Source organism: Streptomyces sp. GL_140 (assembly GCF_057834465.1).
The window spans coordinates 5,420,048-5,439,976 of record NZ_CM174404.1 but is presented as its reverse complement, the minus strand read 5'-3'; the positions used below and the strand labels follow the sequence as shown (position 1 = coordinate 5,439,976).

At 71.6% G+C, this 19,929-nt stretch carries 19 protein-coding genes and 1 pseudogene; 6 read left to right on the top strand and 14 right to left on the bottom strand.

What is annotated here, in order from left to right:
• Positions 1 to 87 precede the first annotated feature (87 nt).
• Positions 88 to 2,184, top strand: a complete 2,097-nt coding sequence (locus AC3IYJ_RS25375) for a TPM domain-containing protein (RefSeq protein ID WP_489402921.1) — start codon at positions 88 to 90, stop codon at positions 2,182 to 2,184.
• Positions 2,185 to 2,252: 68 nt separating this feature from the next.
• Positions 2,253 to 2,966: a PspA/IM30 family protein gene (locus AC3IYJ_RS25370; RefSeq protein ID WP_489397054.1), complete on the top strand. Its 714-nt coding sequence runs from the start codon at positions 2,253 to 2,255 to the stop codon at positions 2,964 to 2,966.
• Positions 2,967 to 3,023: 57 nt separating this feature from the next.
• On the opposite strand, the gene AC3IYJ_RS25365 is transcribed toward AC3IYJ_RS25370, so the two are convergent.
• From AC3IYJ_RS25365 to AC3IYJ_RS25335, 7 genes are all read right to left on the bottom strand, one after another.
• Positions 3,024 to 5,624 (bottom strand): SpoIIE family protein phosphatase, encoded by a 2,601-nt coding sequence (locus tag AC3IYJ_RS25365; RefSeq protein ID WP_489402920.1) that lies wholly within the window; start codon positions 5,622 to 5,624, stop codon positions 3,024 to 3,026.
• A 185-nt stretch (positions 5,625 to 5,809) separates the two neighbouring features.
• Positions 5,810 to 6,238, bottom strand: coding sequence for an ATP-binding protein (locus tag AC3IYJ_RS25360; RefSeq protein WP_489397053.1), 429 nt, complete (start codon positions 6,236 to 6,238; stop codon positions 5,810 to 5,812).
• 151 nt (positions 6,239 to 6,389) lie between these two features.
• Entirely contained in the window at positions 6,390 to 6,806 is a 417-nt protein-coding gene (locus tag AC3IYJ_RS25355; RefSeq protein WP_489397052.1) for a (deoxy)nucleoside triphosphate pyrophosphohydrolase, read from the bottom strand.
• A 41-nt stretch (positions 6,807 to 6,847) separates the two neighbouring features.
• Positions 6,848 to 7,051: an SPOR domain-containing protein gene (locus tag AC3IYJ_RS25350; RefSeq protein WP_489397051.1), complete on the bottom strand. Its 204-nt coding sequence runs from the start codon at positions 7,049 to 7,051 to the stop codon at positions 6,848 to 6,850.
• A gap of 160 nt (positions 7,052 to 7,211) precedes the next feature.
• Entirely contained in the window at positions 7,212 to 7,646 is a 435-nt protein-coding gene (locus AC3IYJ_RS25345; protein ID WP_489397050.1) for a hypothetical protein, read from the bottom strand.
• A gap of 84 nt (positions 7,647 to 7,730) precedes the next feature.
• Positions 7,731 to 8,483 (bottom strand): GntR family transcriptional regulator, encoded by a 753-nt coding sequence (locus AC3IYJ_RS25340; protein ID WP_489397049.1) that lies wholly within the window; start codon positions 8,481 to 8,483, stop codon positions 7,731 to 7,733.
• A 149-nt stretch (positions 8,484 to 8,632) separates the two neighbouring features.
• Positions 8,633 to 9,763, bottom strand: coding sequence for a DUF4190 domain-containing protein (locus AC3IYJ_RS25335; RefSeq protein WP_489397048.1), 1,131 nt, complete (start codon positions 9,761 to 9,763; stop codon positions 8,633 to 8,635).
• A gap of 208 nt (positions 9,764 to 9,971) precedes the next feature.
• Between AC3IYJ_RS25335 and AC3IYJ_RS25330 the strand changes: the two genes are divergently transcribed.
• Positions 9,972 to 11,090 carry a threonine synthase gene (locus AC3IYJ_RS25330; RefSeq protein WP_489397047.1) on the top strand — a complete coding sequence of 373 codons (1,119 nt, stop codon included), beginning with the start codon at positions 9,972 to 9,974 and terminating at the stop codon, positions 11,088 to 11,090.
• A gap of 62 nt (positions 11,091 to 11,152) precedes the next feature.
• Positions 11,153 to 12,046: an EamA family transporter gene (locus AC3IYJ_RS25325; RefSeq protein WP_489397046.1), complete on the top strand. Its 894-nt coding sequence runs from the start codon at positions 11,153 to 11,155 to the stop codon at positions 12,044 to 12,046.
• 97 nt (positions 12,047 to 12,143) lie between these two features.
• Here AC3IYJ_RS25325 and AC3IYJ_RS25320 read toward each other — a convergent pair whose 3' ends face one another.
• The 4 genes from AC3IYJ_RS25320 to AC3IYJ_RS25305 form a co-directional block, all read right to left on the bottom strand.
• Complete coding sequence (locus AC3IYJ_RS25320; RefSeq protein ID WP_489397045.1) at positions 12,144 to 12,935, bottom strand: trypsin-like serine peptidase; 792 nt, start codon at positions 12,933 to 12,935, stop codon at positions 12,144 to 12,146.
• Positions 12,932 to 14,092, bottom strand: a complete 1,161-nt coding sequence (locus AC3IYJ_RS25315; protein ID WP_489397044.1) for an alpha/beta hydrolase — start codon at positions 14,090 to 14,092, stop codon at positions 12,932 to 12,934. The genes AC3IYJ_RS25320 and AC3IYJ_RS25315 overlap by 4 nt, the downstream gene beginning before the upstream one ends.
• Before the next feature lie 310 nt (positions 14,093 to 14,402).
• Complete coding sequence (locus AC3IYJ_RS25310; protein ID WP_489397043.1) at positions 14,403 to 15,614, bottom strand: alpha/beta hydrolase; 1,212 nt, start codon at positions 15,612 to 15,614, stop codon at positions 14,403 to 14,405.
• Positions 15,615 to 15,765: 151 nt separating this feature from the next.
• Entirely contained in the window at positions 15,766 to 16,203 is a 438-nt protein-coding gene (locus AC3IYJ_RS25305; protein ID WP_489397042.1) for a MarR family winged helix-turn-helix transcriptional regulator, read from the bottom strand.
• Positions 16,204 to 16,280: 77 nt separating this feature from the next.
• On the opposite strand from AC3IYJ_RS25305, the gene AC3IYJ_RS25300 reads away from it, so the two are divergent.
• Positions 16,281 to 17,303 carry an SMP-30/gluconolactonase/LRE family protein gene (locus AC3IYJ_RS25300; RefSeq protein WP_489397041.1) on the top strand — a complete coding sequence of 341 codons (1,023 nt, stop codon included), beginning with the start codon at positions 16,281 to 16,283 and terminating at the stop codon, positions 17,301 to 17,303.
• Positions 17,304 to 17,435: 132 nt separating this feature from the next.
• On the opposite strand, the gene eno is transcribed toward AC3IYJ_RS25300, so the two are convergent.
• Complete coding sequence (eno, locus tag AC3IYJ_RS25295) at positions 17,436 to 18,599, bottom strand: phosphopyruvate hydratase (RefSeq protein ID WP_489402919.1); 1,164 nt, start codon at positions 18,597 to 18,599, stop codon at positions 17,436 to 17,438.
• A gap of 297 nt (positions 18,600 to 18,896) precedes the next feature.
• Here eno and AC3IYJ_RS25290 point away from each other — a divergent pair.
• A pseudogene (locus AC3IYJ_RS25290) lies at positions 18,897 to 19,136 on the top strand (Uma2 family endonuclease); the annotation flags it as partial.
• 50 nt (positions 19,137 to 19,186) lie between these two features.
• Here the strand turns inward: AC3IYJ_RS25290 and AC3IYJ_RS25285 are convergent.
• A complete protein-coding gene (locus AC3IYJ_RS25285; protein ID WP_489397040.1) occupies positions 19,187 to 19,441 on the bottom strand; it encodes a Txe/YoeB family addiction module toxin in 255 nt (84 codons plus the stop codon).
• Positions 19,438 to 19,725 (bottom strand): type II toxin-antitoxin system Phd/YefM family antitoxin, encoded by a 288-nt coding sequence (locus tag AC3IYJ_RS25280; RefSeq protein ID WP_489397039.1) that lies wholly within the window; start codon positions 19,723 to 19,725, stop codon positions 19,438 to 19,440. Before AC3IYJ_RS25280 ends, AC3IYJ_RS25285 begins: the two co-directional genes overlap by 4 nt.
• Positions 19,726 to 19,929: the final 204 nt, after the last annotated feature.

The following is a 19,929-nucleotide window of genomic DNA, read 5'->3' as shown; positions in this document are numbered from 1 at the left end:
CTCCGGGTGCGGGGGTACGGAACGGCCCATACTCTCCCAAATGTGACTCCGCCGAGAAGCAGGACGAAGAGACGCACCGCCGCCGGCATATCCCTGCGGGCCACCCTCACCCTGGCCGCCGCCCTCCTGGCGGCCGGCGGCTGGGCGACGGCCGCCGCGCCCGCCGCCCGCGCCGACGATCCCGTCACCCTGTCGCAGCAGGGGCAGATCACCGACCGGGTGAACGCCCTGGGCGACCGCAAGCCAGCCGTCACCGCCGCGCTGGACAAGCTGTACGCCGACCGGAAGATCCAGCTGTTCGTCACGTACGTACGCGATTTCTCCGGCCGTTCCGCGCAGAGCTGGGCCGACGCCACCGCGCAGAAGAACGGCCTCGGCCAGAACGACGTCCTGCTCGCCATCGGCACCGGCGCCCGGCAGTACGCCTATTCGGCCGACGTGGACTCCGGTTTCACCAAGGAACAGCTGGCGGAGGTCGCGCAGACCGCGATCGAGCCGGCCCTGCGGCAGAACGACTGGGCGGGCGCCGCGATCGGCGCCGCCAACGGATACGACGCGGTCCTGGCCGGGCGGCCCGTACCCGTGCCCGCCATCACCCCCGGCGAGGCGGACCCGGGCGGGTCCGGGGCGAGCGGCGAGAACGGCGCCGGGGACTTCGTCCTCCCCGTGGTCGCGATCGGCGCGGCCGGCGCCCTCGGCGCGTACGCGTACACCCGCCGCAAGCGCAGGAACGCGGCCGGCACGGGCGGCGGCTCGAAGACCACCGGCTGGTCCGGGCAGGACACCGCGCCCGCCCCGCTCCCCCTGCCCGAACTGGATTCCAGGGCCAAGGCCCTGCTGGTGGAGACCGACGACGCGATCCGCACCAGCACCGAGGAACTCGGCTTCGCCACCGCTCAGTTCGGCGAGGAGGCGGTCTCCGCGTTCACGCAGGCCGTGGAGTACGGCAAGGGCGAGCTGACGGCCGCCTTCCGGCTGCGCCAGCAGCTCGACGACGCCTACCCGGAGGACGACGCCACCCGGCGCCGGATGCTGGACGAGATCGTGGCCCGCTGCACGGAGGCCAACCGGCGCCTGGACGCCCAGTCGGCGGACTTCGACCGGCTGCGGGACCTGGAGAAGAACGCCCCGCAGGCCCTCGCCACGGTGGAGGGCCACTTCCGCGCCCTGACGGGCCGCACCACGACGGCGGAGGCCACCTTGACGGCACTGGGCCGGCGGTACGCGGACTCGGCGGCCGCGCCCGTGGCCTCCAACCCCGAACAGGCCAAGGACCGGCTGCTGTTCGCGACGACCAGCCTCGGCCAGGCCCGCACCGCGATCGACTCCGGCGACAACGGCAAGGCCGCGGTGCACGTCCGGGCGGCCGAGGGCGCGGTCGACCAGGCGGCCACCCTGGTCGACGCGGTGGAGCGGCGCGCGCAGGAGCTCGCGGAGGCCGCCGGGAAACTGCCGGGCGCCCTGAACGAGACGGACACGGACCTCGCCGACGCGCGCGGGCTGCTGACCGGCACCACCGAGGGCACCTCGACCGCCGATCTGCGCGGCCGGATCGGCCGCGCGGAGGCCGTACTGGCCGACGTGCGCCAGGAGCAGAGCGGCGGCCGGTACGACCCGATCGACGCCCTGCGCCGCATCGAGGAGGCCGACGCGGCCCTCGACGAGGCGCTGGCCGGGGCCCGCGAGCGCGAGTCGGGCCGCCAGCGGGCGGCGGCCCTGCTCGACCAGGCCCTGCTCACGGCCCGCAGCGCGATCGGCGCGGCGGCGGACTACATCACCACCAGCCGAGGCGCCGTCGGCAGCCAGGCCCGGACCCGGCTGGCGGAGGCGCAGCGCCACCTTGAGCGCTCCACCTCCCTGGCCCCGAACGACCCGCCGGGCGCTCTGGCGGAGGCGCAGCAGGCGGACTCGCTCGCGCGCCAGGCGCAGCAGCTGGCCGAGCAGGACGTGGGTGCGTACCAGAACCCGTACGGCGGCGCGGGCGGCCGACGGCAGGGCAGCGGCATGGGCGGCGCGGTGCTCGGCGGGATCATCCTCGGCGAGATCCTGGGCGGCGGCCGCGGCGGGGGCGGCGGCTTCGGCGGAGGTGGCGGAGGTGGCTTCGGCGGGGGCGGCGGGAGCGGCCCCGGCTCCTTCGGCGGCGGCGGAACCCGCGGCCGGATGGGCGGTGGCGGCCGCTTCTGACTCCCCCGGTCCCGCTCCCGCTCCCGGTCCCTCCCCCTCCCCTTCATTCCCCCAAGGAGACAGCGCACATGAGCAAGCAGACCATCCTCGGCCGCGTCACCCAGCTCGCCAAGGCCAACATCAACTCCCTGCTGGACCAGGCCGAGGACCCGCAGAAGATGCTGGACCAGCTGATCCGCGACTACACGAACAACATCTCGGAGGCCGAGCAGGCCGTCGCCACCACCATCGGCAACCTGCGGATGCTGGAGGCGGACCACAAGGAGGACGTGGAGGCGGCCTCGGAATGGGGCGGCAAGGCCCTGGCGGCGAGCAGGAAGGCCGATGAGCTGCGGGCCTCGGGGTCCACCGCGGACGCCGACAAGTTCGACAACCTCGCCAAGGTGGCCCTCGGCCGCCAGATGCAGTCGGAGAAGGAGGCCAGAACGGCCGAGCCGACGATCGCCGCCCAGACCGACGTGGTCGACAAGCTCAAGTCCGGGCTGGACTCGATGAAGAACAAGCTGACCGAGCTGACGGCCAAGCGCGACGAGCTCGTGGCCCGCGCCAAAACAGCCCAGGCGCAGAACACGATGATGGACGCGGTGAAGAACATCGACGTCATGGACCCCACCAGCGACCTGGCCCGCTTCGAGGACAAGGTCCGCCGCGAGGAGGCCATGGCCATGGGCAAGCAGGAGCTGGCCGCGTCCTCCCTGGACGCCCAGTTCGAGTCCCTGGACGACCTCGGCAAGACCTCGGAGATCGAGGCCCGCCTGGCCGCCCTGAAGGCGACGGCCTGAAACCCGCCCCGCCCACACGCGCTCCGGGGCCGGCCGCGGCCGGCCCCGCAGGGCGCCCTACCCGTACATGCCCAGCAGTTGCTCCGCCGAGAGCTCGGCCACCGACTCCGCGACGGCGCCCGGGAGCGGGAGTTCGAACCAGACCGTCTTGCCCCGGTGCGTGCGCCGGGTGCCCCAGCCGGCCGACAGCAGGCCGACGAGCTGCAGGCCGCGGCCGCCCTCGTCGGTGTCGCGCGCCCGACGCCGTCTCGGCTGCGCCAGGTTGGCGTCCCAGACCTCGCACACCAGGGTCCGGTCGAGCAGCAGCCGCAGCCGGATCTCGCCCTCGCCGTAGCGCAGGGCGTTGGTGACCAGCTCGCTCACCAGCAGCTCCGTGGTGTCGAGCAGCCCCTCCAGGCCCCACGCCGGCAGCTTGGCCCGCGCCAGTTCCCGCGCCCGGCCCACCGAACGGGCCTCGCGCGGCAGCTGCCAGTCGCCGACGGCGTCCACCGGGAGGCCCTGGACCCGGGCCATCAGGAGCGCGATGTCGTCCTCCCCGTGCCGGGTGTCGAGGGTGTTCAGGACGTGGTCGCAGACCTCCTCCAGGGGGCGCGCGGGGTCCGCCAGCGCGGACCGCAGGCCCCGTAGGCCCTCTTCCAGCGGGTGGTCGCGCGATTCGACCAGGCCGTCCGTGTAGAGGGCGAGCATCGCGCCCTCCGGGAGTTCGACCTCGACCTCCTCGAAGGGCTCCCCGCCCACGCCCAGCGGCAGTCCCGTCGGGATCTCCAGGAGCAGTCCGGGCCTCGGCTCGGCGCCCTCCTCGGCCGGTTCCACCAGGACGGGCGGCATGTGGCCCGCGTTCGCTATCGTGCAGCGCCGCGTCACCGGGTCGTACACCGCGTAGACGCAGGTCGCGAGGTAGACCTCCGAGCGGTCCGCGTCCCGTGAGTGCAGGGCGGCCCGCGAGGCCTGCTGGGAGCCGCCGGGGGCGCCGAGCCCCCGGGCGATCTCGTCGAGCGCGGTCAGCACCTCCGCCGGTTCCAGGTCGAGCAGTGCCAGGGTCCGTACCGCCGTGCGCAGTTCGCCCATGGCCACGGCCGCCCGCAGTCCCCGGCCCATGACGTCGCCGACGACCAGCGCCGTGCGGTGGCCCGGCAGCTCGATGACGTCGAACCAGTCGCCGCCGACCTCGGTGGCCGCGTTGCCCGGCAGGTAGCGGCAGGCGATGTCGAGCCCGGCCGCCTCCGGGTCGCCGGGGGGCAGCAGGCTGCGCTGGAGTATCAGCGCGCGCTCGTGTTCGCGCCGGTACAGCCGCGCGTTGTCGATGCAGACGGCGGCCCGTGCGGCGAGTTCCACCGCGACCGCCCGGTCGCGTTCGCCGAAGGGTTCGCTGCCCTTCGTACGGGAGAACTGCGCGAGTCCGACCACCGTGTCGTGCGCGACGAGCGGGACGACGAGCGTGGACTGGACGAGGTCACCCGATTCCGGGCCGCCCCCTTCCACCAGCCGCGGCCGCGCCGTCCGCAGCGCGAACGCGCCCGGCGACCCGGCCGGATACCGGTGGACCTCTCCTACGGAGACCAGCGCGCCCGGACCCGACAGCGGCGCATCCGACACCGCGGAGGCGAAGGCCACCCGCCGCAGCGGCGGCGAGGGCGCCCGGCCGGGGCCCTGGCCGGGCAGGCTGGGCACGCCCGGGCCCTGGGGCCGGGCGGGGCGGTCGTCGTCGCCCAGGAGCAGCCCCTGGTAGAGGTCGACGGCGGCCAGGTCGCAGAAGCCGGGGACGGTGACGTCGAGGAGTTCGCGGGCGGTGGTCTCCAGGTCGAGTGAGTTGCCGATGCGGTGTCCGGCCTCGTTGAGGAGGGCCAGGTTGCGCCGGACCCCGGCGGCCTCGCGGGCGGCGAGGTGGCGGCGGGTGACGTCGATGCCGATGCCGGCGACCCCGATGGGGCGGCCGGTGCCGCCGTGGACCCGGTAGAGGTTGATGGACCAGTGGCGGTTGTCCCGGCTGCCGGGGGCGGATCCGGCGATCTGGAGATCGGTGACCGAGTCGCCGGTCTCCAGGACCCTGCGCAGTGCCTCGGCCATCCGGTCGGCCTCGTGCGCGGGCAGGTAGTCGTGGACGGTGCGGCCGCGGTGCTCCTCGGCGGCGCCGCCGAAGACGGTGGCGAAACGGCGGTTGGCGCGCTGCACGGTGAGGTCCGTACCAAAGAGCAGGAAGCCGAAAGGAGATTGACCGAATATCGCCTGCGAGGCCGCCAGATCGGATTCGATCCGCCGCAGCGCGCGTACGTCGACCACGACGCAGAGCGCGGCCCGCTCCGCGGATTCGGTGTGGGTGGGCATCACATAGATCTCGGCGACCCCGTGCGCCCCGTCCCCACCCGGGATCCGGAAGGGGACCAGGCCCGTCCATTCCTTGCCGTCGAGAATCTCCGCCACCCGGCGGTGGCCCCCGGCGCGCAGCTCCGGCGGCATGAAGGCGTCGACCGGGTCGCGGCCCATGGCCTGTGCCGGGGTCAGCCCGAAGAGCTCCTCGGCGCGCAGACTCCACTGGTCGATGAGGCCGTCCGGCCCGATCGAGAACGACGCGACCTTTATGTAGTCATATATCGAGCCAGGCGGGCTGCTGTGCCACAAGGAGTCGTGCCAGGTCTCCCTGGGCACCTCCTCGGGCACACGGGCCTGATGTGCCTGTACAGGTATCTCGCTCACGCGACCGTCCCCTCCAGCTCACCGCAACCGGACCGGCCATGACCGAAGTATTCAGCACCACGGCCCCCTACGGCACGGCCTTCGCGATCACAAAAGGATCCCGTTGTTTTCCAGCCATGCCGTGTGATCGTCGACTGTCCTTCACCTTGTTACTCACCAGGAAGAGCCAACTCGAACCACACCGTCTTGCCCGACTTCCCGTGCCGGGTCCCCCAGCGCTGTGCCGAGACGGCCACCAGGTGGAGCCCGCGCCCGCCCTCGTCGTCCGGTTTTGCGACTCGCTCCTGGGGCGGATCCGGAAGCGGATCCGAAACCTCTACGAGAAGTGCCGGACCCGGGACCGTGTTGGCCACGGCCGGATTCCGTCGTACCAGACGGACCCCGATGGGGCCCGAGGCGTAGCGCAGGGAGTTGGTGACCAGCTCGCTGACCAGCAGTACGGTGACATCGCCGACGGACTCCAGCCCCCAGTCGCGGAGGGTGCCGCGCACGGCGTGGCGGGCGGTGCGGACGGCGCCGGGTTCCGCCGGGAAGGCCCACTCGGCGCATTCACCGTCTGTGTCGATCACGCCGATCACTTCCCGGGCCGGCTGGCGACCCCAGTCCGTTCGACAGGGACAGAACCACGGGGGGACGAGTATGAGATAGGGATTAATACCGACATACCCGATATTCAGGGCGTCGTACCACTCGGTCCCCCACGGACCGGCGCACTGTGGCTCAGACGGCCTACAGAGAGCGCGTCATGCGCCCCTGCGCGCGTAGCCTGCGCCCGGCCTCGGCGACCGCGGGCCGGTCCTGGTCGAGCCAGTCCACCGAGTCGAGCTCTTCGGGGCCGAGCCAGCGCAGCTCGTCGTGGTCCTCCAGCGCGGCCGGCTCACCGGAGAGCAGCCGGGCCGTCCACACGTGCAGTACGAGTCCGGGCCGCAGCGGCCACTCCCCCGGGATCCGCTCCAGCGCCTCGGTCTCCACGCCGAGCTCCTCGCGCAGTTCCCGCACGAGCGCCTCGGGCACCGATTCGCCGGGCTCGGTCTTGCCGCCGGGGAGCTCCCAGCGGCCGGCGAGCTCCGGGGGCGCACTGCGGCGGGCGGCCAGCAGGCGCCCGTCATGACAAAGGGCTCCGCCCACGACCACTCGTACAGTCATGGGCGGAGCCTATGGCAGCGGCCGCGCGGCCGCCGCATCGCTCAGTTCATCGTGGCGGTCTGGCTGGTGGTGCCGCCCTGGACGAGGCGCTCGATCCAGTAGAGCTGCTTGTGCCCTCTGTCCTCGAGGCTGTCGGCGACCTTCTGGGCTTCGGCACGGGTCGCGTACCGGCCCACTCGGTAGCGGTTGCCGTTGTCGTCCTCACGTATGACCAGCCACGGGAGCAGGGCACCGCTGTCGTTCATTGCGTTTCACCCTCCGCCGACGTACCTGCCCGGGAAACCGCATTGCGCATATGCCCGAGCTTACGCCCGACCCTTACGCAGCGGATACGGTTTTTCACGAAGGGGTACCTCCCAGGCGTACGCATCCGGCCATGCGTACGACTGTGCCGTGCGCGCCGGTTCAGACCCGGCGCAGGGTCGGCATCGGCAGGATCACCGCCCCGCCCGGGCTCTGCTCGCGGCAGACGTCTGCGCAGGTCGCGTCGAGGGAACAACAGAGCGAGCAGATCGGGCCCGACCGCACCGGGCAGCCGGCGACGTCGGGCAGCTCGTACGCCGTCTCACAGACGGAGCAGAGGTGCGTGGCGGTGACGTCCTCGACCACGGCGTCCGGCCCGGTGACGGTGTTCGGCCTGGCCAAGCAGTACTTCCCCTTCGTCGCCCACGCGGTCAACGGGCGGAGGACGAGCGCGAGTCGGGCCGCGACGAAGGTGGAGAAGACTTCCGCGCATGTCCCGAAAAGGCCGAAGAAGGCGAGGATCGAGAGGGCCCGGACACGTCCGACGGTGGTGCAGATGGAGACGGTCGGTCCGCGCCGTGCGCAGGGTGCGCTCAAGTGCCGACGCCACCCCGGGCGTCGGCATGAGCCTCACCTGCAAGACGATCCCACCAGCGGGTGACCGCCCCCGCAGGGCTCCTGCTACCGCACCGGCAGGTGGTACGCCAGGCGGTAGCGGTCGGCCGGGACGACCACGTCCGCCGTTTCCACGGCGCGGCCGGAGGCGAAGTACGTGCGCCCGATCACCAGCACAACGTGCCCCGGCACCCCGCCGAGCAGCAGGTTCTCCTCCGCCAGGCCGGGCCGGGCGCCGACCTCCTCCACCACGTTGTCCACGACCACGTCGATGGCCGCCATCCGGTCGACGACCCCGGCGCCCCCGAGCGGCCCTTCCTCCGGCAGCATCACGGGCGAGCGGCCCGTCACGGTCAGCGGCTCCCAGGAGGTCGACAGCATCATCGTCTCCCCCGCGTCGCGGAAGACGTACCGCGTGCGCATCACCCGCTCGCCCGGCTCGATGCCGAGTCGCTTCGCGATGTCCACCGGGGCCTCGATCTGCTCGCTGTTCGATTCCCAGGTGCCGCGCGCACCCGCCTCCGCCTGCTCCTGCCGGAAGGGGGTCGAGGCTCCGCCCGTGCGGTAGCCGGAGCGGGCCACCCGGCGCGGGACGGGCTGTTCCCGCACGTACGTGCCGGACCCGGACCGGCCCTCGACCAGGCCCTCCGCCATGAGGACCTTGCGCGCCTCCAGGGCCACGGTGTCGGATACCCCGTACTCCTCGCGGATCCGGGCCTGCGAAGGAAGCCGGGCGTGCGGAGGCAGGGAGCCTTCGACGATCTTCCGCCGCAGATCCCCGGCGACGCGCAGATAGGCCGGCTGCTCGCCGAAAGTCACTGGCCACTCCCATCAGGTTGACAGACAGCTACACCCTGGCAACCGACGGTTGTGCACCGCAAGCAAGGGCCAGAGTTTCACCCGAAGTGATGAAGCCAGGTCACTCAAACCCGTTACCGCGCGTTACACCTCAATACCCCGCAATACGATCATGCGGCTTCCACGGCCGGCCCCGGGCTCGGCTCGCCCGATCCGTCCGCCCCGTCGCCGTCGGCGTCCTCCAGCCACTCCGGAACCGTCGTCGACAGCCCGTACGCCCCGCGCAGCACCTTCTCCGGGCCGACCGGCAATTCGGCGACCGCCCGGTCCCAGGCGTCGCCGAACGCCTGCGAGTCCTTCGCCGCGGCGGCCCTCTGCCACTGCTTGCGCGCCGCCTCGACCCGCTCCCGCTGCAACCCCGCGGGCCCGGCCAACTGCGGCCGGTCCTTCACCCCGTCGAGCACGCGCGACTCCTCGGCCAGCGCCGCGTCCACGTCCCGCGCCCACGACCGGTACTGCTCGAGCGATTCGCGGACGTCCACGCCCGGCGAGCGGCCCAGTACCAGGTCCACCTCGTTCACCGCCTGCAGGAAGGTCACCTGGTCCGGCGTCAGCATCGCGGCGTCCTTGCGCAAGCTGCCGCGGTGCTCCTGCTCGGAGGTGCCGAGCACGCAGATCACCTGCCGGTCGCCGTCCTCCCAGCTCGCCCGCGAGGGGGCGAAGTAGTACATCCCGGCGTACGGGGGCAGCGCCCAGGTGTCCATCGCGTAGGAGTCCTGCGCGCGCCAGCAGTCCTCCGTCACCGACTGCTTCAGCTGATCCACGCCCGGGAACCGCGGTCCGCTCAACGAGGTCGAGGAGGTGACCTCCGCATCGTGGACCTGCGAACAGGCGATCCGGTAGGCGAAGGGCTCGTCGGCCAGCAGGTCCCCGGAGGGGACGTTGAAGCAGTCCCCGGGGCGCAGGTCCGCCTTGTCGGTGTACTCGCCCTCCACGTCCTCGTAGGGCTGCAGCGCGCGGACCCGGTCGAGGAAGATGCCCCCGGCCTGCTCCACGACGAAGACCATGACCAGGGTCATGGCCACCGAGACGGCCAGACCGCAGATCGCGAGCGCCTTGCCGCGCTCGCCCTTCTTCGCGATCTGTACGAGGGCCACGATCCCGAAGACGATGCCCAGCGGCGGGATGCAGAGCAGCCCGACGAGCAGCGAGGCGAGCGCGAAGCCGTTGAGCGCGGGCGGACCGTACCCGTAGGGCTGCGGGGGCGCGGGCCAGTGGTGGGGCGGCGGCGGAGTGCTCACGAGGTGCGGGGCTCCATCAGGGCAATGGCGGTGGCGGCGACGGAAGCGTTCGCTCCGGTGTAGGCGCGAACGAATGCGCGAATAGTAAGCGGCGGGCGCGCCAGCGGAAAGACCGACCCCTCGTCAGATCACCGGACGCGTAACATCCGTAGCCCGGCGCCGCAGCCGTCTCCCGGGGCGGCCGCGATCGAGCAAGGGGACTCATCCCATGACGCACGCCCTGCCCGGCTACCTCTGCTCCGAAGACGGCACGCGCTCGGACGCGCGCACCGCGCCCTGGTGCTGCCCGGTCTGCGACGGCCCGTGGGACCTCGACTTCACCCCCGATCCGGCCGCCCCGCTGGAGCCGGCGGCCGGTCCGAACTCGCTCTGGCGCTACGGCTCCGCGCTGCCGCTGACCGGGGCGTTCGGTGTGACGCTGGCCGAGGGGAACACCCCGCTGGTGCCGCTGGCGGAGCGGGTGCACGCCAAGCTCGACTTCCTGATGCCGACGCTGTCCTTCAAGGACCGGGGCGCGGTGATGCTCGCGGAGCTCGCGCGGCGGCTGGGGCCGCAGCGGGTGGTCGCGGACAGCAGCGGGAACGCGGGGACCGCCTTCGCGGCGTACTGCGCGCGGGCCGGGCTGCCGTGCGAGGTCTTCGTGCCGGAGGGCACCTCGCAGAAGAAGACGGAGCAGATGCGCGCGCACGGCGCGGCGGTACGGGTGGTCCCGGGCGGGCGCGAGGCCGCCGCGGCGGCAGCCCGCGCCGAGGCCGATCTCCCCGGGGTCTTCTACGCCAGCCACGTCTTCAACCCGTACTTCCTGCACGGCACGAAGACCTACGTGTACGAGGTGTGGGAGGCGCTCGGCGGGCACCTCCCCGAGGTGCTCGTGGTTCCCGTCGGCAACGGCACCCTGCTGCTCGGGGCCGCGCTGGCGGTGGAGGAGCTGGCCCGTCGCGGAGTGCGCCCGCCGGCCCTGATCGCCGTCCAGTCCGAAGCGGTGGCCCCGCTGGCATCGGCCTTCCACGCGGGCGCCGAGGACGCCGGGCCGGTGCCCCAGCTGCCCACCCTGGCCGAGGGCATCGCCATCCCGGCCCCGCCGCGGGCCCGGCAGATCCTGGCGGCCGTCCGCAAGTCCGGCGGCACCTTCCTGACCGTCTCCGACGACCGCATCCGCGCGGCCCAGCTCGACCTGGCCCGCCGAGGGCTCTTCGTGGAACCGACGGCCGCGGCCTGCTGGGCCGCAGTGGGCCCGACCGCCCCCGACCACCCCCTGCGGGACCGCACCGCGGTGCTCCCCCTGTGCGGCGCGGGAGCCAAGTCGGGGCTGGCCCCGGCGGGCTGACCTGGCGGTCCGTTCCCGCAATTGCCCGATGGTTGCACTGTCCACCGACATAGGCTCCTGCCATGCCCACCTCAACGACCCGCGTCTGGATCGCCCTCGCCCTCGTCTACGTGGTCTGGGGCTCGACCTACCTCGGCATCCGGGTCGTCGTCGAGACCATGCCGCCCCTCCTCTCCGCCGGCGCCCGCTTCATCGCCGCGGGAGCCCTCCTCGCCGGCCTCGTCGCCTGGCGCCACGGCCCCGCCGCGCTCAAGGTCACCCGCGCCCAGCTCGGCTCCGCCGTCCTGGTCGGGCTGCTCCTGGTCCTCGGCGGCAACGGCCTCGTGGTCCTCGCGGAGACCTCGGTGCCCTCCGGCCTCGCCGCCCTGCTGGTGGCCGCCGTTCCGATGTGGCTGGTCCTGCTGCGCGCCGGTTCCGGCGACCGGCCCTCGCCGCGCACCCTGACCGGGGTCCTGCTGGGTCTCGTCGGCCTCGCCGTCCTGACCAGCCCGGGGTTCGGCGGCGAGATCGGGATCGGCGGGGTGCTGCTGGTGCTCGGGGGCTCGGTCCTGTGGTCGCTCGGCTCGTTCTCGTCCGCGAAGCTGACCCTGCCCGCCGATCCGTTCACCGGCAGCGCGTACCAGATGCTCGCGGGCGGGGTCGGCGGGATCGGCGTCGGGCTGCTGCGCGGCGAGCAGCACGGCCTGGACCCCGGCTCGTACTCCACCGCCTCCTGGCTGGCGCTGGGCTACCTCGTCCTGATCGGCTCGCTCGTGGGCTTCACCGCGTACGTCTGGCTCCTGCGGGCGGCTCCGCTCGCGCTCGTGGCCACGTACGCCTACGTGAATCCGGTGGTGGCCGTCGCCCTGGGCTGGCTCATCCTCGACGAGGCCCTGACCTGGCCGATCCTGCTCGGCGGCGCGATCGTGGTGGCCGCCGTGTGCGTGATCGTCAGCACGGAGCGGCGCACCGGCTGACCGGGCGGCCCGGCGCGGGCGGTCCGTCGGAGGCGTTCCGGCGCGGGCGGTCCGGCGCGGGCCGCCTCTCGCGGGCGGCCCGGCGCCCGCCGTGCCGTCAGCCCTTGGCCGCCCGCTCGTACAGGGCCTTGGCCCGGCCGTCGAAGAGCGCGGCCGTCGAGTCCACGTCCGTGTCCCCGCCGCTCAGCACCCCGATCAGCTCCCCAGGCCGCCCCGCGCCGACCCGGTCAGCGATCCACGGGCTGCCGCTGGTCCCGGTCCAGAACCCGGAGCAGTTGATGTACAGCATCGCCGGGTCGTCCTCGTCGTGGCGGCTCTGCGTCGTGCACGCGACCGGCTTGTTCTGCGGGTTGTGCGTGGCCTCGGGGTAGCCGACCACGGTCACCTCCCGGTCGTAGCCGGAGGCCCAGGCGGGCTTCGCGGCCTCGTCGCGCCCGACGACGTCCTGGACGCTGCGCCCGTCGCCGTCGGGTTCCACCGTGAGGAAGGCGAAGTCGGCGGTGTCGTCGCCCCACTTCGTCCAGCGGTCGTCCACGTGGACGGAGCGCACCTTCCACACCCCCAGGGGCTGCTTTCCGGCGCCCTCCCCGGTGAACGCCGGGGCGAAGGCGAGCTCGCCGATGGCCAGCCCGTCGTGCGCGACCTCGCCGGGCCGTCCGTCCTCGCCGGCGGGGGCCACGCAGTGCGCGGCGGTGGCGACGACGTTGCCCTTCGGGCTGTCGACGACGCTGGCCGTGCACCAGTGCTCACCGTTGGCCATGAGCACCCCGACGGTGGGGAACGGGAGCACGTGCCGGTCCTCGTAGCCCCCGGAGGTCTTCACGAACACCACCGCGAGCACCGCGGTGATCCCCGCGACGGCGGCGACCCCCTTGACCCCAGGGCTCATCGCCCGGAGGCGTCGTTCACGCGGGCGCCCCGGGCCTGCTCCTGACCCGACCCTGCCGTGGGCCTGGTCGCGGGCGTGGGCGCCGACATCACCTTGCTGATCCACTCCAGGGAGCCCTCCCTCATGCCGCGCACGTACGTCTTCCCGTTGTGCTCACCATCCTGGATCACCTGCAGCCGGGTGTGCACGGGACCCTTGCCGTACTCCCGCATGAACTTCTCGGCCTTCTCGCGGCCGGTCTCGTTGGTGCCGATCTGGAAGCTGATCCAGACGTCCGGACCGCCCGCCGCGATCAGCTCGGCAGCCAGCTTCTCGGGGTTGTTCTCGTCCATGGCCCGCTTGTTCCCGTTCCACAGCGGGGAGTCGGGGACGATGTCCACTCCGCTCGCGATGACCGCCTTGAAGCGGTCGGGGTACTTCAGGACGTGCTTGAGGGCTCCGAAACCGCCCGAGGAGGAGCCCATGAAGGCCCATCCGTCGCGGGAGGTGAAGGTACGGAAATTGGCCTTCGTGAAATCCGGGATGTCCTCGGCCATCCAGGTGCCCATCTTGGGCTGGCCGGGGATGTCGGAGCCGTCGAAGTGGTGCTTGGTGTCGGCGTTGATCACCGGCATGACGAGGATGAAGGGCAGGCTCTTGCCCTCGTTCGCCCCGTCGCTCACCGCCTGCTGGAGGCCGAGCCCGGGGCCGGTGCCCCAGTAGTTCTTCGGGTAGCCGCGGCCGCCGGGGAGCGAGATCAGGACAGGGAAGGCACTGTCCGCGTACGCCGGGTCGTCGTACTCCTTCGGCACCCACACCCACACGTCGCCCGTGAAGCCGGACTTCTTGCCGGTCACCGTGGTCTGGGCGATCTGGGTGCCGTCCGGGAGCCGCGAGGTGCGGACGAACTCGGCCTTCGGCCCGGTCGGCATGGACACGCCGGGCCGTACGTCGGCGGTGGAGGACGCGGCCGTCCCGGACTTCCCGAAGGAGACGGGATCGCCTATGTCCGAGAGGAGCCCGTATTTGTACGCGGCCGCCCCGCCGCCGGCTACGAGCGTCAGCCCCAGCCCCCCGCTGATCAGGATCAGCCGCAAGCGGCGCTTGAGGCTGCGGCCCTCTCCCGTGGTGGCCGCCTCGGTCGTGGCGCCGCCGTCACCCTGCTGGTCTTGGTGCACGGATTGCTTCCGTTCCTGCTCCGGCGCCCTGGAGGAGCGCGGGTCGGACCGATTGGTCCCCCTTACATCCATAACAGAGGTATTAACGACCGGATGGGTTGCCTGGGACCGCGGGGACGTGGTGAGGACCACGCCCGCCGGGCGCGCCGCGCGCGGCCCCCGCCGCCTTGGGGGCGCGCCGCCGCTCCCCCGCGCGGGTGCGTCCGATCGCGGGGGCGGGGCGGGCGGGGCGGGGGCAGGGCTGAGCAGGGCGGGGCGGGGCAGGGCGGACCGGGACCGGGACGCCTGGAGGAGGACCGTGCGCGGCCGGTCAGCCGGCCTCGGGCTTCGGACCCTTCAGAACCTTGCTGACCCACTCCAGCGAGCCTTCCTTCATGCCGCGCACGTAGTGCCAGCCGTTGTGCTCGCCGTTCTGGATGTCGCGGATGGTCGTCTTGACCGGGCCCTTGCCGTACTTCTCCTGGAACTTCAGCATCGACGGCTTGCCGGACTCCTTGGTGCCGACCTGGAAGTTGATGTAGACGTCCGGACCGTTGCTGTCGATCAGCTTCTGCGCGAGCTTCTCGGGGTTGTTCGCGTCCATCTCCGCCTGGTGCCCCTTCCAGAGCGGGGAGTCGGGAACGAGCTCACCGCCGCTGGCGATCACGGCCTTGAACTTGTCCGGGTGCTGGAGGACCTGCTTCATGCCGACGAAGGCGCCGGAGGAGGAGCCCATGAAGGCCCAGCCGTCGCGGGACTTGTAGGTACGGAAGTTGGCGCGGGTGAAGTCCGGGATGTCCTCGGAGATCCAGGTACCCATCTTGGGCTGGCCGGGGATGTCGGAGCCGTCGTAGTAGTACTTCGCGTCCGGGTTGAGCACCGGCATGATCACGATGAACGGCAGGCTCGTACCGGCCTGGACGCCTTCGCTGATGGCCTTCTGCAGGCCGAGGCTGCGGTCGGACCAGTAGTTGGCCGGGTAGCCGTTGCCGCCGGGGAGGGCGATGAGGACCGGGAAGCCGCTCTTGGCGTACTTCGGGTCCTCGTACTCCTTGGGCGTCCACACCCAGACGTCGCCCTCGAAGCCGGACTTGGCGCCCGCGAGGCGGGTCTTGGCGATGATCGTGCCGTCGTCGAGCTTGGTGGTCTGCTTGAAGGTTGCCGCCGGGCCGGTCGCGAGCTGTACGTCGGGGTCGCCGGTCGGCGTGGGCGAGCTCTTCGGGGCCTCGCCCGGGGTCTTCGCCCCGCTCTCCCCGCCCTGGCCCACGGCGGGCGGGGTCTTGCCGAAGCTCACCGTGGAGCCGTTGCCGGAGAACCAGTCCAGCTTCCAGGCCGCGAAGCCGGCGCCGCCGAGGAGGAGCGCGAAGGCCACGGTCGCGCCGATCCACACCACGCGGCGGGAGCGCTTGCGGCGCGGCTCCTGCGGGGGTTCGTACGACTCGGGGGGCCCGGGAGTCGCGGGAGGCTCGGCTATGAGCCCACCCGGCGGGTAGAGCGGGTACGGCTGGTCATCGGTCCGCGGGCGGTGCGGGTCCTGGTGCACGAACTTGGCTCCGAACGGTCATGACTGCCCCCCAGTGGGACAGAACGGACTGGGATCCCCTTAGTCCTGATGCCTGTATCCCCAGGGAAGTTCCAAAACAGAGCAAAAACATCGGCGGAACGCGGGCCGTACGGAACCCGAACGCTCCACATCACCTCAGGGTGTCGAGCGCCTGCGCGCACCGCCCGAGCAGCCGGATCAGCAACTCCCGCTCCTCCCCGGTGAACTCGGCGGCCAGCCTGCGCTCGACCGCCACGGCCCCCGCGTCGGCGACCTCCATCACGGAGCGCCCCTCCTCGGTGAGCCGGGTCTCCAGGACGTTGCGGTGCAGTTCGTGCGGGGTCCGCTCGATGAGCCCGCGCTCCAGGAGGTTCTTCAGCACGGTGTTCATGGTCGGCGGAGTCACCCCGCACAGGCGCGCGAGCGTCGCGGCGGAGATTCCGGGCTTCTCGGAGAGCCAGAGCAGCGCGGCGTACTGCGGAACCGTTACTGCGGCCGGCTTCACCGCCGCGTTCTTGGCCCCGAGGAGCGCCTGCTCGGCGCGCTTGATGTGGGAGCCGATGCGCTCCTCGGCGGGCATGGAGGTCATCCCCCGATACTAAAGCCCTTGCGTACATTAGAGCTCTAACATACCTTCGTGTTCACACAGACAGAAGAGGACGTCCAATGCCGAAGAAGCTCCTGCCCGCATCCCTGCTGACCGTGGCGATCGCTCTCACCCTCGGCGCCGCGCCCGCCGCCCGGGCCACGCAGGACACGCAGGCCACCGCTCAGACCACTCAGACCGCCGAGGCCCCGGACGGCCGGATCTCCACGGCGTTCACCCTCCCCGGCGCCAAGGTCTTCCCGGAGGGCATAGCCGCCGACCCCCGCACCGGCACGGTCTACGTCGGCTCGTACACCGACGGCACCATCTACCGGGCCCGCTCCGGCACACGCACCGCCGAGGTCTTCCTGCCCTCCGGCACCGACGGCCGGCACACCGCGAACGGACTGCGGGTCGACGGCCACGGCAGGCTCTGGGTGACCGACTCCACCTCGGGCGTCTCGGTCTACGACACCCGCTCGGGGGCCCGTCTGGCCCATTTCGAGATCCCCGGAAGCGCCCCGCGCTTCCTCAACGACCTGGCCGTCACCCCGGACGGCACCGCCTACCTGACCGACAGCGTCCGCGCGGTGGTCTACCGGGTCACCCCGGACCAGCTCGCCGCGGGCTCCGGGCCGCTGCTGCCCGCGTACGACCTGAGCGGGCTGCTCACCCCGTCCCCGGCGGGCAGCTTCAGCCTCAACGGCATCGCCGCCGACCCGGCCGGCCGCTACCTGCTCACCGTGGACATGACGGCGGGCGACCTGTATCGCATCGACCCGCGTACGGGCGCGGTCTCCCGCGTCGCCCTGACCGGCGGCGACCTCAAGACCGCCGACGGCCTCGACCTCGCTCCCGGCGGCGTCCTGCGCGCGGCCCAGAACACGCGGAACACCCTGAGCCGCTGGCAGCTTTCGGCGGACGGCACCCGGGCCCGCCTGGTCCGCACGGTCACGGACCCGTCGCTGCAGATCCCGACCACGCTGGCCCACCTGCCCGGCCGCACCCTGGTGGTCCGCTCCCAGTTCGACAAGGACGGCGGCCCGATGCCCTCCACCGGCGCCCCGACCGCCTTCACGATCGCCTCGGTCCGCGGCCTCTGAGGAGCCGCGCCCGTAGGCCCCGTAGGCCCGTCGGCCCTGCGGATCCCGGGCGTGGACTCCCCGACACGCGAAAGCGCCGGCCCCTCGAAGGGGCCGGCGCTTTCACTGAGCGACTTCAGGCACTGAGCAACTTCAGGAACGGCCGCAGCCGGTGGCGACCGCCAGGTCGGCGATGGTGGTGTCCTCGGTCTCACCGGAACGGTGCGACATGACCACCGTGTAGCCGGCCTTGTGCGCGGTGTCCACGGTGGTGAGGGTCTCGGTGAGCGAACCGATCTGGTTCACCTTGACCAGGATCGAGTTGGCGATGCCGTCCCGGATGCCGTCGTTGAGGCGGTCGACGTTGGTGCAGAACACGTCGTCACCGGTGAGCTGGCACTTGTCGCCCAGCTCCCGCATCAGCAGCTTCCAGCCGTCGAAGTCGTCCTCCGCCATGGCGTCCTCGATCGACGAGATCGGGTAGCGGGAGACGAGGCCCGCGAGGTACTCGACCTGCTCCTCGATCGAGCGCTTGACGCCCTCGCCCGCGTAGTCGTAGACACCGTCCTTGAAGAACTCGGACGTGGCCGGGTCCATGACCAGGGAGATGTCCTCACCGGGGGTGTACCCGGACTTCTCGATGGCATCCACGACGAACTGCAGCGCCTCGTCGGAGGTGCGCAGGCTCGGAGCGAAGCCGCCCTCGTCGCCCACACCGGTGCTGTGGCCGGCGTCCGACAGCGACTTGCGCAGGGTGTGGAAGACCTCGGAGCCCATGCGCACGGCCTCGAAGAAGTTCTCCGCGCCGATCGGCGCGATCATGAACTCCTGGAAGTCCAGGGCGTTGTTCGCGTGTGCGCCACCGTTGATGATGTTCATCATCGGCACGGGCAGCAGCCGGGCGCCCGACCCGCCGACGTAGCGGTACAGCGGAACCCGGTGCGCGGCGGCGGCGGCCTTCACCGTGGCCAGCGAGACGCCCAGGATCGCGTTGGCTCCCAGCTTCCCCTTGTTGGGGGTGCCGTCGAGCGCGATCATCACCTCGTCGACCAGCGTCTGGTTCTCGGCTTCGACTCCCACGAGGGAGTCCGCTATGACGCCGTTGACCGCTTCGACGGCCGTGCGAACACCCTTGCCGTGGAACCGCGAAGCGTCGCCGTCACGGAGCTCGACGGCTTCGTTGGCGCCCGTCGAGGCACCGGAGGGAACTGCGGCACGGCCCATCGACCCGTCTTCCAGGAGGACATCCACCTCGACGGTCGGGTTTCCCCTGCTGTCCAAGACTTCGCGTCCGACAACTCGGGTAATCGCAGTCATCATGCTCCTTCATTGCTGATCGGCGCCGTGGAGCCGTCAGTGATATCCAGATTCATCGGACGCGTCATCGAGTCCATACGTGAAAGCCATGTCCGCCGGCCCGGACGCCGCCATCCTCCCTACGACACCTCCAGAGTTCAAAACGGCCGTCCCATATCGCGGACAACAGAGGCGAGTTGGGGGCCGCCACACTTCCGGCAATGACCGCATACCGCCGCTACCGTGAAGCCGTGACCGCACTGCCCGACCGGATGCGCCCGCCGCGCGCGGAAGGCTGGTTCGCGGAGGACCTCGACATCTCCGGAGTCCGCCCATCGCGATCGCACGGTAAAGCTCCGCAAGTACGCGGAGGCCGGCATCCCGCACTACTGGCGCATCGAGGACGAGGACGGGGCACCCGTCGTCCACGTCTACGAACTCGACGAACCCACCGGCGCCTACGCCCCCGCCGGCATCTTCCGGGGCACCCTCCAGCGCCCGGTGCCCTTCGCGGTCAGCCTGGACCTCGACAAGCTCACGCCGCCCCGAAGCAGCTGATACGTCAGCACGGGAGCAACATCCCAGCACCGCCCGCACCGCCTGAGCGGTCAGTAATGGTACCGAGCCGCGAGGATGACGATCTCCTCGTCCGTCACCAAGTAGACGAGGCGGTGCTCGTCGTCGATCCGCCGCGACCACACGCCAGGCAGGTGGTACTTCAAAGGTTCGGGCTTGCCGATACCTGAGAACGGGTCACGCCTGACGTCCTCGATGAGCTTGTTGATCCGGGCGAGCATCTTGCGGTCGTTCTTGAGCCAGGACGTGCAGTCCTCCCAGCCCTGATCCTCGAAGACAAGCCTCACGCGGCACCCGCACCCGCACCCGCGTCCGCCGAGTCCGGATCGATCAGCTCGCGCTCCGACACGTTGATGTGGGCCAGGGCGTTCTCGTACGCCTTGAGCAGCCGGCGGGCGTTCGCCGGAGAGCGCAGCAGGTACGAGCCCTCGCGCAGCGCCGCGTAGTCCTCGGCCGAGACGAGCACGGCGTTGCCGTGCTTCGAGACGATCTCGATGGCCTCGTGGTTCTCGTTGACTTTCTTGATCAGCGGAAAGAGCGCCTTGCGGGCTTCACTCGCAGTTATCGACACGACCTGACACCTTCCACCTAGTGGTACCTAATAACGTACCACCAGCACTCCCCCCTCGCGCAGAGTGAGCGACCGCGATGGAACCGCACGAGAATGGGCGGATTCGCGCCAACGGCCGCATGGAGGGGCGGCGCAGAAGCCCGTATCCCGGCACGACAGGAACGAACCGGGATGATGACAGGTGACAAGGAGCCAGGTTTCCCA

What these genes read in the sequence shown, in the direction of transcription:
- AC3IYJ_RS25325 (WP_489397046.1), top strand. Translation starts at nt 11,153, where the DNA reads ATGCCCACCTCAACGACCCGCGTCTGGATCGCCCTCGCCCTCGTCTAC.
- AC3IYJ_RS25305 (WP_489397042.1), bottom strand. Translation starts at nt 16,203, where the DNA reads ATGACCTCCATGCCCGCCGAGGAGCGCATCGGCTCCCACATCAAGCGC.
- AC3IYJ_RS25370 (WP_489397054.1), top strand. Translation starts at nt 2,253, where the DNA reads ATGAGCAAGCAGACCATCCTCGGCCGCGTCACCCAGCTCGCCAAGGCC.
- AC3IYJ_RS25355 (WP_489397052.1), bottom strand. Translation starts at nt 6,806, where the DNA reads ATGACTGTACGAGTGGTCGTGGGCGGAGCCCTTTGTCATGACGGGCGC.
- AC3IYJ_RS25300 (WP_489397041.1), top strand. Translation starts at nt 16,281, where the DNA reads ATGCCGAAGAAGCTCCTGCCCGCATCCCTGCTGACCGTGGCGATCGCT.
- eno (WP_489402919.1), bottom strand. Translation starts at nt 18,599, where the DNA reads ATGACTGCGATTACCCGAGTTGTCGGACGCGAAGTCTTGGACAGCAGG.
- AC3IYJ_RS25350 (WP_489397051.1), bottom strand. Translation starts at nt 7,051, where the DNA reads ATGAACGACAGCGGTGCCCTGCTCCCGTGGCTGGTCATACGTGAGGAC.
- AC3IYJ_RS25330 (WP_489397047.1), top strand. Translation starts at nt 9,972, where the DNA reads ATGACGCACGCCCTGCCCGGCTACCTCTGCTCCGAAGACGGCACGCGC.
- AC3IYJ_RS25320 (WP_489397045.1), bottom strand. Translation starts at nt 12,935, where the DNA reads ATGAGCCCTGGGGTCAAGGGGGTCGCCGCCGTCGCGGGGATCACCGCG.